The organism is Pedobacter sp. 01N416, from assembly GCF_056399685.1.
In genome coordinates this window covers 1-13,948 of sequence record NZ_JBFTRT010000237.1, presented here as the reverse complement: position 1 = coordinate 13,948, position 13,948 = coordinate 1, and the positions used below count along the sequence as shown (strand labels likewise).

Below are 13,948 nucleotides of genomic sequence, written 5' to 3'. Positions count from 1 at the left end.
GTGCTACAATTTTAGGATTATCGGTTACGGCAACTGCCAAAGATGTACGTCCGTGGAAAGCGCCTGTAAAAGCAATTACCTTTTTTCTCCCGTTGTAAAATGAAGCTAGTTTTAAAGCATTTTCATTTGCCTCAGCTCCAGAATTACATAAAAAGAGCTGAAAATCTTTTTTACCAGAAACAGTTCCCAATAATTCTGCAAGCTGAACCTGCAAAGGAATTTTTACTGAATTTGAATAAAAACCAACTTTATTTAATTGATCAGTTAAGCGGTTTACATAATGTGGGTTGGTATGCCCGATTGAAATTACAGCATGACCGCCATATAAATCTAAATATTGTTGATCATTAGCATCCCAAACATTACTGCCTGCTGCTTTGGTTATTTCTATATCGTTAAGTGGGTAAACGTCGAATAGTTGCATTTTTTTTATAAGGTTAAAGACTAAAGACCAAAGACCAAAGCTTCCTGTGACATTTCATATAGCAGTAAGCCAAATCCAATAGCATTTAATCTTGGTTATTGTCGAAGGTGTTTAATTAAGCCAATTAACATTGCTTTAACCTCACCTGCCATTTTATAAATTTCAAAATATTTGCTTTCTTCAAGATAATCTAAATCTTTTGCAAGAAAACAAGCATATTCCATTTCTTGGACAGAGCCTAAAGCATTATCAAGAAAGTGGGCAAAATCTTTTTCAGTCCGCCGCCCTGCTCCCTCAACAATATTTAGTGGAACAGAATATGCAGCTCTTTTAACCTGACTTTGCAAGTCGTATTTCTCATGAGGAGGAAAAGCAGGTAAAATAACTTTATATACATGTAAAACCATTAGATGTGATTTTTTCCAAACGTCTAATTTTTGATAGTCTCTCATTTGATGTTTTAGTTATTCTTCATGCTACCTTCGCTTTAGACTTTAGTCTTTCAGCTTTGGTCTCTTCTACCTAAAAATTAGCTGCTTTTAACTTAAGTCCTGCTGTTTCATCCAAGCCGAACATTAAGTTCATATTCTGAACCGCTTGTCCGCTGGCACCTTTTAACAGGTTATCAATAACGCTGATGATAAATAATTTACCGCCATGTTTTTCTACATGAACCAGCGCTTTATTGGTATTCACTACCTGTTTTAGATCGATATTTTTCCGACTGACATGTGTAAATGGATGGGCACTATAATATGCTTCGTAAATATTTTGCGCCTCTTCTAAACTTAAATCACTTTCCAGGTACATGGCAGCTAAAATACCTCTTGTAAATGCACCACGCTGTGGGATAAAACTTAAAGCTTCAGAAAGTGATGGTTGCAACTGCAACAAACTCTCGCTAATCTCGTTCAAATGCTGGTGTTCAAATGCCTTATATATGGAAAGATTGTTGTTTCTCCAGCTGAAGTGCGAAGTGGTAGCTAAACTCTGTCCTGCACCGGTTGATCCCGTAGTTGCATTAATATGAACTTCATTCTTGATCAAACCTTTCGATGCCAAAGGCAACAAGCCTAATTGAATACAAGTTGCAAAACAGCCAGGGTTTGCGATATTTTTAGCTGCTTTAATTTTATCGCGGTTTAGCTCGGGTAATCCGTAAACAAAGTCTTTGGTCGAAAAGTTAGCATTTGCATGCAACCTGAAATCCTGCGACAAATCGATGATTTTAATGTTATCGCTAATTGGATTAGCGGCTAAAAACTTCTTCGCATCACCATGGCCAACACAAAGGAAAAGCACGTCAATATCCTGTGGAATATCGCTCACAAACTTTAGATCTGTATCGCCTATTAAATCAGTGTGTACATCAGAAATTAAGTTCCCGGCATTGCTTGTACTGTTTACAAAAGCAATTTCAACATTTGGGTGGTTAACCAAAATGCGTAACATTTCGCCTCCAGTGTAACCCGCACCACCAATTATTCCTGCTTTAATTTTATTCATCTCTATGCGTTTAGTGCTATTTTATAAAGAAAAAATTCTGAATCATTTTCTTGCTTAACAAATCCTATACTTTCGTACAGATGCTGGGCAGTATAGTTATCAACCGCTGTTTCCAGCTGTACAAATGTAGCTCCCTGAGTTTTGGCAAAACCCATGGCTGCTTTAATTAACTTTTCTCCAATGCCCTGCTTACGGTAATTTTCATCAACATATAAATCGTTCAAAATCCAATTTTTTGTTAATCTTACCGACGAATATTTTGGGTATAGCTGTGTAAAACCTATCGCTTCTTGTGTATTACTATCAGTAGCAACAAAAATGATAGACTCATTATGCTGTAATCTTTCATCTAGAAAAGCCTTAGCCATTCCGATGTCAGAAAACTGATTGTAGAATATGCGATACTGATTAAACAGACCAACTACTAAGTTGGTTTCTGTTAAATCTATCTGTTTGATTGTTATATTACTCACAATTTAAAGTTTTAAGGTAGAGGGTTTGAGTGTAAGGTTTGCACTAATCCACCTATGCCTTTTACCTTATGCCTCGTTGTTCACCTTATGCCAGATCATCACCTGGTTACCAAATATTTTAGAGAAACCTTTAACGTCTTCTCCGCTCCAGGCGTTATTCATTTCGCCATAGCTGCCAAATTTATTACTCATTAAATCATGGTTTGATTCAATTCCGATAACCTGGAAACGATACGGTAACAACTCTACAAATACTTTACCGCTCACAAATTTTTGCGTATCAGCTAAAAAAGCCTCAATATTCCGCATAATCGGATCGTGGAACTGACCTTCGTGCAACCAGTTACCATAGAAAGACGATAATTGTTCTTTCCAGCTTAACTGCCATTTGGTTAAGGTGTGTTTTTCTAGCGTATGGTGTGCTTTGATAATGATAATGGGGCCAGCTGCCTCAAAACCTACGCGACCTTTAATACCAATAATGGTATCACCAACGTGGATATCTCTACCGATACCAAAAGGCTGAGCGATTGCCTGTAATTTTTGGATTGCCCTAACAGGTGCTAATTTTTCACCATCAATAGCAACCAGTTCACCTTTTTCGAAGGTTAATTCTACCCTATGCGATTCTGTTTCCGAAACCTGGGTTGGCCAGGCGCTTTCTGGTAAGGTTTCGTGAGAAGTTAACGTTTCCTTTCCTCCTACCGAAGTTCCCCATAAACCTTTATTGATTGAGTATCTTGCTTTTTCTGCACTATATTCTACACCATGTTGTGCTAAATATTCTATTTCCGCCTCGCGGGATAATTTTAAATCTCTAATTGGGGTAATGATTTCAACCTCTGGGATAAGGATATTGAAAATCATATCGAAACGTACCTGATCGTTACCTGCACCGGTACTTCCATGAGCTACATAATCTGCACCAATTTTTTTCACGTAGTTGGCAATAGCTGTTGCCTGACTAACACGCTCTGCACTTACCGATAATGGATAAGTAGCATTTTTTAATACGTTACCAAAAACCAGGTACTTAATGCATCCTTCATAGTAACTTTCAGTTTCATCTACAACAGCATGCGATTTTACGCCTAAAGCATATGCTCTTTTCTCAATTTCCTGTAACTCTTCATCAGAAAAACCACCAGTATTTACAATTACTGAATGAACTTCTAATCCACGATCTTGTGCCAGGTAAATACAACAAAATGAGGTATCTAAGCCTCCGCTAAATGCTAAAACAACTTTTTTCATGCTATTTAAATAAAAAGGTAAATAAAAATAAAAGGGCTTTTAAGCCATTTTTTGGCTTAGGTTTAACAACTAAACGCTGTTTAATGCGCATAAAGCGCTCGTATAATTTGGGTTTCTTTTGCAGTTCTTCGGCAAATTGCTTGGCTACCTCATGTTTCTTCTCGGCCGGATCGTAAAGCATAGCTGTACACATGCAGTTTTTGCGTTCCTTCATTTTTAAAATTTCGAAGTTTACGCAGCTTTGGCAGCCTTTCCAAAACTCTTCATCCTGGGTAAGTTCGCTGTAGGTTACAGGCTCGTAGCCTAAATCTGAATTGATTTTCATTACGGCCAAGCCTGTTGTTAAACCAAATATTTTTGCCTTTGGGTACAACTTTCTCGATAAACCGAAAATTTCATTTTTGATGGCTTTTGCTAATCCCGCTTTGCGGTATTTAGGACTTACCACTAAGCCACTATTGGCCACAAACTGTCCGTGGCTCCAGGTTTCTATATAGCAAAATCCTGCCCAGGAGCCATCTTTATGGAAAGCAATAACCGATTTGCCTTCTTGCATTTTATTAGAAATATATTCCGGCGAACGCTTAGCAATCCCTGTTCCACGAGCTTTTGCCGATTCTGCCATTTCGGTTACTATTTCTTCTGCAAATACACGATGTTCAGGAAGTGCAACCTGCACTATAAATTCGTTAATATCCATTCGTTTTCTAACGAAAAATTATAAGTATTCTTGTTAATTGGGTTTTTAGAGAGGATCAATTCCTCGTTACGTTTAGTGTAGGTACTAAATACGTGGAGTGAAATTTTGCCGGCTTGTGGGATAATAAAACACGGGCTGAAAATGATTAATAAACATACCTTTCCCAGACACATTTTGTGCTGTGGAAACAGAAAGTTTATATAAAATTTGTTTAATCATTTCTTGCGTATTAAAACGGCTTTAACTCTATTGAGGTGCAAAGGTTTAAATAAAAATCGAGTTACACAATAATATCATCATTTTTTTATGTTAAGCTTTCGATTTTATTGAACTAATCTGACTTAAACAAGTATTGAGGCCATTTATAAATTTATAAAAAATTCGAGTATCGTGCATTTCAGTTATAGATTCTTTTGCCAATTTTAACATTGTTAAAAAAACGCAACAAACTTTAACATCTGCTTAACATCATTTAACATCCCGTAATACGGTTTAAACTCAATATTTGTATGTCTGTAGCGAATGCGATCTGGCTATCGTTTTATGGATACTCCTTAAATATTAAATCAAATTTTAACCGTATGAAGAATTTTACGCCATTTCATTTCAAATCGATCCCTTTATTTGTTCTAATTGCTTTTACAGCATTAACTTCATGTAAAAAAACCGAGACTGCCGATCCCAACATATCTTATTTAAGGGTAATCAATGCATCACCTTCTTTGGCTACCTACAATGCTTACTTTAATGGCAGCATGGTTAATTCGGCAGCTTTACCATTTGGAGGCTCTGCTGCTTATCTTTCTTATGCCGCAGGCGCTTACAGTTTAAAATTTACAACGGCCAGTAGCGCAGAGAGCTTGTTAACCAAAACCGTTACTTTAAATGCAAGCACCTATTACTCTTCTTATTTAATTAATAAACCGGCGGCGCTAGATATTTATACCATTGGTGATGATCTTTCTATACCATCAACTGATAAAGCTTACATCCGCTTTATCAATTTATCGCCTGATGCACCGGCTTTAGACCTGGCCAAAACGAGCGCAACGACCATGCTGGTTACCAATAAAACTTATAAAAATGCGAGTGGTTTTATTGCTGTAGATGCAGGAACTTATACATTGGATGCAAAAGAAACTTCATCAGGAACAGTTAAAGCTACTTCCGCCAGCACCAGTTTTACAGCGGGTTATCATTATGACATTATTTGCGGTGGTTTGGTAACACCTGCAAATGAAACTGAACGTCCTTTAAGTTTACAGGTTATATTGATCAAATAAAAAAAGGCTTTTTGTGTTTACCCTTCATAAAAAAACGGCAATTTTCGTATCGAAAATTGCCGTTTTAATTCGTAGAAAAAGGTTATCTGCCCATTAAGGCTAAAGCTATTTCTTCATCACTATTTTTTTGTTACATCAGGAAATTTTATCTGGATTACATAAGTACCCTCAAGCTTCAATTGCCACGACCATCTTGGATTCACAGAAAAACCCGGTGAAGATGGAAAATTATCAATAGTAACAAATTGACTAGGTATTCGATAATACATTAGAAATCCCCAATCGGTTGTAGGCGTTATATACTTCGTTAGTGGAAACGGCGCAACTTCAAAGTCGCATATCATCGCGGTATCCGTTTTGATAACGGGGTTAAACTTTGCATAGTTTTCAAAAACTGGACGGTCTCCTCTTTGAATGATCTCGCCGGCTTTCGGATTAAATGTACGTCCATTCTTATCAACCATTTTCAAAATTGCGCGTGCACCTGAATTTGATATTTTGGTACAGGTAATGGTTGGGTTACGCATTGCTGTTGCAACTCCTGTTATATCATTAAATCCATTAGCAACATTATCAGTTACTACAAAAAGATCTTCCAATTCAGGGTCTACCACATTTATCGTAGCCAATTTAGGAAATAATTTTGTACCCGTTACATTTGTCATTTCTACATCATAATAGTATTTACCTAAGGGTAAATTGGCAGAAGCCTTATTAAAAGTAAGCTGACCGCTGGCTTCATTGAAGTACATAGGCAATCGCTTAACTGTCTCTCTCTTTTTATTTAGCAATGCTACAGTAGTATCAGTAGTAGCATCAAATGACATCCCAGCTTTAAACGTAGTAATTTCATACTCGGTATTAAATTGAGAAGGAGCAGGAGATCCATCCTCGCGTCGAAGATTAAGAAGTTTAAATGTATATGGCGGTGTAGAGCCATCGGCATTTATCCTATCAGACTGATATAAAATCAAGCCTCTTTTAGCGTAGATATTATTGTCTTTATATCTAATAGCATCACTTTGAAAGCCTTGTTGTATTTTTTTACATGCTGCTATACTTAGCAGCGCAAAAAAACCTAAAATATATTTTGTTTTCATAATTATACATTATTGAGGTTAACATATTGTTTTTCACAGGTAGTCTTAGTTACCTAACGACTGGGCATTAAAAAACAACCTATGATTTCCATTGAGCACATGCACGATTCCGGTTGTAGTAATAATCCCTGAAGTCTGGCAATCAACAGCCTTATCTTTTTGATTATCTGGAATATCATCCTGATTTGGCTCACGATCATCTCTGGTACCAATCACTTTGGTATAAGTTACGTAATCTACATTACTTACATAAGCGTTATAATCAAACGTCCTTCTTAGCTTAATCAGATACTGTACATTAGGAATTGAACCAAGCATACTATCATAAAGTTTACCGGAGATTGTCATTTGATCACGGTTAATTTTACCCGCAAACATGTATGTTTTCAAGGAATCACTCAATTCTTGTAGCTATCCTTTTTGCAGGACGTAAATGCGGCGGTTATAATCGCTATTACAGCTATGATATATTTTTTCATGATTTAATACTAAATAGTTAAACTTTTCCAAGCCAATAGGTTGTTTGTTTAAGATTTGGATTTTCCCTGAATAGTGCAGGATCTACCGGCCAATAAAACCCTTCTCTTCTAAACCTGGTTTCCGTAAGCCAGTCCACAACATTACCATAGCGTCTGGTACGTAAAAGATCAAAGAACAAGTGCCCCTCAAGATACATTTCCTTACTTCTTTCCTTAATATACTCATCCATTACTCCACTTACAGAAAGTCCATTTTGTACAAGTGTAGGATTACGATTATTCCTTGTTCTGAATTCATTGATGATAGTGGTCGCTGTGGCTGCATCATTTTTGTATAATGCGATTTCCGCTTTTAGCAACTTCATATCACTTAAACGGAAAATAATCATGTTATTACTCAAGTAAGCATCTAATTTCTGTCCGGGATTTCTATAAATTATATTGCTGTATTTTGTACAAATTGGTCTTTCAGGATTTGAAAGGTCGAAGTTTTTGGTAAAGCGAATATCGTTAGAATTTGATCCAAATTGATCTGTCAGAAAACGTGGAACAACATAAAATCTTGGATTATTAGAATATGTATTGATATAAGCACCGCTAAGGAATCTCGTACCAATGCTGGAATTAGAACCTTCTAATGTATTCTCACTCATATTGATCTCGAATATTCCGTCAGTAGAACGGCCTACAAAGGTTGATTTATAATTTGCAGTATCTGTCTGGCTATATCCTCCCTTTTGTATTAAAGTAGTAATTGTCGTATCTGCACTATTTACGTCAGTTAAATTTGGCGCATCTTTGCTAACGTCAGACATCGTAGCTCTCCATAGGTATAGGTGGGCCAATAATGCATATGCTGACCCTTTATTGGCGGTCACTTTTGCATCGCCAATATTAATATAATTCCAGGTCAATAAATTGATGGCATTTCTGCAATCGGTTTCAATTTGCTTCATAACATCTGCTCTCGAACTTCTCGGAAGTTGTGGCGCTGTGATTGGATCGTCATAAGCTGTAGTAACCAAGGGGACATCACCCCAAACCCTTACCATCATAAAATAGCTTAAAGCACGGATAAACATTGCCTGCCCCGTTATGTTGTTTTTAAACGCTATAGGATCATCTGTGTCTTTCAGTTGGGCATCAGTCATCTTGCCTACATTAGCAATAACGATGTTAGACATTTTTAAGCGTTTTAGCCGGAAAATTGTAACCAAAATTTATACTTCTGATTCTGAAATAACCACCTTTTTCCAAGAAAAAAGTCTGGGCACCGGTGTAATAGTAACGATAACTTCCCAAATCATATTTGGCGTAGTCTGCCTGATCACCAGGATTTCTCCAAATATTTGTTTTGCTTAAATCCGGAGTTGAAAATCCAGCAAATCTATTTATTGGGTCCCCATCTGTTGAATTAGAAAAACGATCTGATTCAAATAAATTTAACACATCTCTGTCGAAAGTAAAGGTGCAAAATATGTTCAATGAAAAGTTCTTGTAACTGAAATCATTGGTCCAGCCTCCGGTAACTTTTGGATTAGGATCGCCGATCGGCGCTTTGTCCGGATTGATGCCATCATTAAAAATATCAATGAAACCATCTCCGTCAAGATCCGCTAGGTAAAATTGGCCTGCTTGGTACGCACCATTGCTATTTCTATATAATTCTCCTGTAAAAGGATTAACAGGTATATCGCTTGTTCTTGAAAATACGCCATTTGTCCTATAAAGATAAAATGCATTTATTGGACTTCCAACTGAAAGGATATGGGATTTATCAAATCTGTCTCCACTTAAAATAAGATCTCTTCCACCATTCGGCAAACTCATGATCTGGTTTTTATTATATGAAGCATTAATCCTCGTAAACCATTTGAAATTTCCTTCAAGCGGATTAGCAGAAACGGTCAACTCGGCACCTGAATTTCGGACGCCTATGGAATTCGTTAAAGCTCGATCGTACCCTGTTGTTAGTGGAAGGTTTACACTAAATAATTGTAGAGAAGACTCTTTGTTATATACGTCAAACGATAGTGCATACTTACCATTTTTGATTTCAATATCAGTACCGATATTCCATTGAAGGGATTTTTCCCAGCTCAGGTTACTTTGCGCGGCACCATCACTTAAATTCGGTGTAATAGCTGTAGTACCATTATAGGAAGTTGCTCCACCATTTCCATTAAACCCACCATTATTTACAGAATACAAGTTATATTGTAAATAATTATTATTAGGTAAACTTCCTGATGTTCCTAAACTGGCCCTCAATTTGATTAGTGTAAATGGATTATTTACCCAGTTTTTCATAAAATTTTCTTCTGAAGCTAGCCAACCAACAGATGCAGACGGGAAATATCCCCACTTATTGTTTTTACCAAATCTGGATGAACCATCTGCCCTGGCAGTTGCCGAAAGTAAATACTTACCATCAAAATCATAAGCTAAACGTCCGTAATAGGAAAGAAGTCCATAAGCCTGATAGTCAGAACCAGCTGAAATCCTTGATTGCTGAAACCCACTGACAACTTGAATGTTATCTGATGGACCTCCATAACCTGAAGCAGATGTATTCTGGAACTGGTTATACTGAATATCCTGCCCAGCAATAACACTCAGGGAATGTTTACCAAACTGATTGTTATATGATAAAAAATTAGACGTTAGTGCATTTGTACTATTATCTGCGTAGCTCGATGATGAATTTCCCTGGCCATTGTTCAATATACTTGTCCTACTATAATCCCTTCTGGCTGTATTTAACAAATAAGAGGACTGAGAAGTGAGCATTAGGTGTTTATTAAACTCATAACTTAAGTTTAAATTTAGCGTAAGTTGATTGCTGATGTTTTTATCCAAATTCTCATCATAGGCACCTAATAAAAGTGCTTTTTTATCTTCATCCAGATTCAACAATGATGAAGGCATATTGCCAGCCCCTAAATTAACAGGGCTACTGCCACTCCCATTACCTCTTGAAAAATCCGATCTCGAGTAGGCAATGATGGGATTAATCATTAATTTCTCCTTCATGGCTCTGGTCGTCAGATTTAACCTACCAGAATACCTTTTGAAACCAGTTGCCTTAATAATACCTTGTTCATCATAGTAACCTCCACTAAACCTGTATACCATTCCATTAGCTCCCCCACCACTCACACTCAAATCGCCATTAGTGATTTTTCCAGATTGATAAAAAAGATCCTGCCAATCTGTATTGCCATTATAAGCAGGATTTAAACTATCTGTTAAAATGTAAGGAAGCTGTTTCAGATCACTATAAGATAATTGCCTTTGCAAAACATCCATTTTCTGCCTTCTCTCGGTGGTTCCAAGTGTCACATCTCTTAACTTTGGTCTTTGGGTTAACCCTGCATAAGCATTGATAGAAACCCGCGGCTCGCCGCTAAGCCCTTTTTTCGTCGTTATCAAGATAACCCCATTGGCTGCACGAGATCCATAGATAGCTGCTGCTGACGCATCCTTTAATACGTCTATAGATTCGATGTCTGTTGGATTTATGCCGGCTAGATAATTCTGACCTGTACCTACACCTGGCCCGACATAGGTTTCGGTTGGCTGAGGAACGCCATCAACCACATAAAGTGGTGAATTTATTACGTTAAACTCATCGTAACCCCTGCTAACCAACGAATTACCCCTAACAGATACGGTAGGCGATGCTCCGGGTTGACCGGTGAAATTCTGAACGTTTACACCCGACACCCTACCTTGCAGCAATTGATCGAAACTCGCGGACGGCAAATTTGCCAACTCTTTAGCGGAAATACTGGATATTGCAGCTGTAGTTTTCTTTCTGGTAATTTTTTGATAACCGATAGTAACCACTTCATTCAGCGTATTATTATCCTCTTCCAAAGAAAAGTTTAATGTACCACTTGCCGAAACCGTTTTCTCTGCCCAACGATAACCTACTATTCTAGCGGTAATAATTGCACCGTCGTTTTGAACTGTTAAGGTGAATTTTCCATCGGCGTTTGTAGCGGTACCATTCTTGGTACCTTTTTCGATAATAGAAACCCCTGGTATGGGTTTGTCATTTTGATCTAAAACAGTTCCTTTAATTGTTTTCTGCGCAAAAGCGAGCCACGGAATAAGTAAATAAAAGAATGTTGCCATCAAAAATTTCACATAGCAATGTCTTGTAGAAGTTTTTTCCATTGATGATTAGTTAGTTTGGTTTGATTACAAACTAAAAGTATCAACATTTTTACTTCGATTTTAATTTTTTTTTAATCAAAAGGAACCATATTTTAACCTAAAAATTGGCTTAAATACCACATTTTGTTTTACAAAAACTGACTTTTGCAATTAACAATATACCAATAGCTGCTCAAAACGGTCTATTTTGCCAAATTACCTCATATTTCTTGATCACATTCGAACTAAATTCGAAAAAAATCTCCCAGAAGTTTAGTTGAAAAAATTTCGATAAACTTAGATTTTAACACAACTAAAACGTTAAAGCTATTTACTTCACTTCATTCCTAGTCTGAATTAAAACTAGGTTTTACAGGCACCAATCACCACTATTTAGAATAATTCAAAATAATTTGGATAATAAGATTTTCTACCGTTATTTTGCAGCAGTTTAGAATTAATCCAAATAAATATTATCATGCTTAAAATCAGACTTTTCTGTATAACGTTTTTTTTAACTTTTGCCAGTCTACTCTCCTTTGCCCAACAGTTTTCGACCATAGGCGGCACAGTTACCACTTCGGATGGTAAACCTGCCGCTTACATTTCGGTTGGTTTAAAAGGAAAAGGCCTGGGGAATGTAACCAACGAAAAGGGTATTTTCGAAATCCAGAGAGTTAAACCAGGATCTTATACTTTAAGGGTATCGGCTGTTGGTATCCAAAATATAGAAAAACCAATAGTTATTACTGCTGGAGAGAACAAAACCGTTGATTTTGTAATCAACCAAAATTCAAATCAGCTTAATGAAGTAAATATTAACCAGGGCATAAATAAGTATATCGCTAAGAAAAGTGAATTCGTTTCAAAAATGCCGCTTAACAACCTAGAAAACCCACAGGTATATACCACGATTACGAAGGAAACAATGGCCGACCAGCTTGTGTTTTCGGTTGATGATGCTGCCCGCAATGCGACTGGCGTTCAAAAAATGTGGGAATCAACTTCGCGCGGTGGCGATGGTGGTGCTTATTACGCATCAAGAGGCTTTATTGTACAGGCTAAACTCAGAAATGGAATTGCTGGTAACGTAACCGGCCGCAACGATGCTGCTAACTTAGAAAATGTAGAGTTTATAAAAGGTCCATCTGCTACTTTATTCGGTAGCACATTAACCTCATATGGTGGTTTAATTAACCGTATAACTAAAAAACCTTTCGAAGGAATGGGAGGCGCGGTAAGCTTTTCGACAGGTAGCTACGATTTTAACCGGGTTAGTACCGATTTCAATTTTCCTGTTGATAAAGATAACCACATTTATGCCCGGTTAAATACTTCTTACAATTACAAAGGTTCTTTCCAGGAGAATGTTTATGACAAAGGTTTCTTCATTGCGCCTAGCCTGTCGTATAAAGTAAACGATAAATTAGACTTTGTTTTTGATGCCGAAATTGCCAACGGTACAAGCACCCTAAAACCATTCGTTTTCTTCTATTTCCCTGTAAAAGACCTTGGTTTTGATAGGGCGGATCAATCTGGAATAGCTTACGACAAGTCCTTCACCGCTGATGCGATGAAGCAAAAATACAATAGCTCAAACTTCTTCGGACAGGCTAATTACAAGTTTAATGATAATTGGTCGTCTCACACCAGCTTTTCAAGCAACTATAGTTTCTCTAATGGCCGTGGTACGTATTTGTTCTTAGTCCCAAACAACTATCCTCCACTGGGCAACCCAACGGCTGCACCAGGTGCCGATTTGATATCAAGAGCAGATCAATCAACTGATAACAGTAAGGTTTTCACTTACGAGGTACAACAAAATTTCAATGGCACTTTTAACTTAGGTTCGGTAAAAAACAGAATGGTTTTAGGCCTTGATTATTTACGACAAAACTCCGATCAGTTATTTTATTCGATCGATACTTTTGATCTGACCAATAAAGATGGAAGCGGCGCTAACTACAATAACTTTACTGAACATAATTTAGCGGCATTTTATGCAGCACTTCCTAGTGTTCCTAAATATCCGTATAACTTCAAAACCAATACATACAGTGCTTATGTTTCTGATGTGATTAGTTTAACAGATAGGTTAATCGCCTTAGCTGCATTAAGAGTAGACAGATTTGACAATAAAGGCAATTCCGATCGTACAGGCTCGGCACCAAAAGGTGCGTACAAACAAACTGTTTTTTCGCCAAAATTTGGCTTGGTATTTCAGCCAATTAAAGATCAGCTATCATTATTTGCCAATTACCAAAACGGCTTTAACAACTTAAACGGTATAGATTATCAAGGTAATGCTTTTAAACCAGAGCAAGCAAACCAAATTGAAGGTGGAGTTAAAACAAACATATTTAATGGTAAGTTAACAGGCGCTGTATCTTACTATTACATTAAAGTTAAAGATATTGTTAGGGGTTATAACGGAGATCCATCAAATCCAAATGCACAAATCCAGGATGGCAATAAAATCAGCAAAGGTATAGAAGCCGAAGTTATTGCAAACCCGGTTAACGGTTTAAATATTATTGCAGGTTTCGCTTATAACGATAACCATTTAGA

General features: G+C 37.1%; 12 protein-coding genes. 2 read left to right on the top strand and 10 right to left on the bottom strand.

The features are described 5' to 3' along the window. From AC1DND_RS14345 to AC1DND_RS14320, 6 genes are all read right to left on the bottom strand, one after another. Positions 1-424 (bottom strand): aminotransferase class III-fold pyridoxal phosphate-dependent enzyme (locus tag AC1DND_RS14345; RefSeq protein ID WP_477582547.1); only part of this gene is annotated, 424 nt, incomplete at its 3' end. A gap of 95 nt (positions 425-519) precedes the next feature. Further along, positions 520-876 (bottom strand): four helix bundle protein, encoded by a 357-nt coding sequence (locus AC1DND_RS14340; RefSeq protein WP_477582546.1) that lies wholly within the window; start codon positions 874-876, stop codon positions 520-522. 70 nt (positions 877-946) lie between these two features. Next, positions 947-1,930, bottom strand: a complete 984-nt coding sequence (argC, locus tag AC1DND_RS14335; RefSeq protein WP_477582545.1) for an N-acetyl-gamma-glutamyl-phosphate reductase — start codon at positions 1,928-1,930, stop codon at positions 947-949. A gap of 2 nt (positions 1,931-1,932) precedes the next feature. Then, entirely contained in the window at positions 1,933-2,403 is a 471-nt protein-coding gene (locus tag AC1DND_RS14330; RefSeq protein ID WP_477582544.1) for a GNAT family N-acetyltransferase, read from the bottom strand. A gap of 66 nt (positions 2,404-2,469) precedes the next feature. Further along, positions 2,470-3,657 carry an argininosuccinate synthase gene (gene argG, locus AC1DND_RS14325; RefSeq protein ID WP_477582542.1) on the bottom strand — a complete coding sequence of 396 codons (1,188 nt, stop codon included), beginning with the start codon at positions 3,655-3,657 and terminating at the stop codon, positions 2,470-2,472. A gap of 1 nt (position 3,658) precedes the next feature. Further along, positions 3,659-4,357 carry an N-acetyltransferase gene (locus tag AC1DND_RS14320; protein WP_057931816.1) on the bottom strand — a complete coding sequence of 233 codons (699 nt, stop codon included), beginning with the start codon at positions 4,355-4,357 and terminating at the stop codon, positions 3,659-3,661. Positions 4,358-4,866: 509 nt separating this feature from the next. Here AC1DND_RS14320 and AC1DND_RS14315 point away from each other — a divergent pair. Further along, positions 4,867-5,640, top strand: coding sequence for a DUF4397 domain-containing protein (locus tag AC1DND_RS14315; RefSeq protein ID WP_477582540.1), 774 nt, complete (start codon positions 4,867-4,869; stop codon positions 5,638-5,640). A 119-nt stretch (positions 5,641-5,759) separates the two neighbouring features. Here the strand turns inward: AC1DND_RS14315 and AC1DND_RS14310 are convergent, their stop codons facing one another. The 4 genes from AC1DND_RS14310 to AC1DND_RS14295 all read right to left on the bottom strand — a co-directional run bounded on the left by AC1DND_RS14310 (position 5,760) and on the right by AC1DND_RS14295 (position 11,401). Beyond that, complete coding sequence (locus tag AC1DND_RS14310; RefSeq protein ID WP_477582539.1) at positions 5,760-6,740, bottom strand: hypothetical protein; 981 nt, start codon at positions 6,738-6,740, stop codon at positions 5,760-5,762. Between the two features lie 45 nt (positions 6,741-6,785). Next, positions 6,786-7,088: a hypothetical protein gene (locus AC1DND_RS14305; protein ID WP_477582538.1), complete on the bottom strand. Its 303-nt coding sequence runs from the start codon at positions 7,086-7,088 to the stop codon at positions 6,786-6,788. Between the two features lie 148 nt (positions 7,089-7,236). Further along, positions 7,237-8,403 carry a RagB/SusD family nutrient uptake outer membrane protein gene (locus AC1DND_RS14300; RefSeq protein ID WP_477582536.1) on the bottom strand — a complete coding sequence of 389 codons (1,167 nt, stop codon included), beginning with the start codon at positions 8,401-8,403 and terminating at the stop codon, positions 7,237-7,239. Continuing rightward, positions 8,396-11,401, bottom strand: coding sequence for a SusC/RagA family TonB-linked outer membrane protein (locus AC1DND_RS14295; protein ID WP_477582534.1), 3,006 nt, complete (start codon positions 11,399-11,401; stop codon positions 8,396-8,398). The genes AC1DND_RS14300 and AC1DND_RS14295 overlap by 8 nt, the downstream gene beginning before the upstream one ends. Positions 11,402-11,858: 457 nt before the next feature. Between AC1DND_RS14295 and AC1DND_RS14290 the strand changes: the two genes are divergently transcribed. Then, positions 11,859-13,948 (top strand): TonB-dependent receptor domain-containing protein (locus AC1DND_RS14290; protein WP_477582532.1); only part of this gene is annotated, 2,090 nt, incomplete at its 3' end.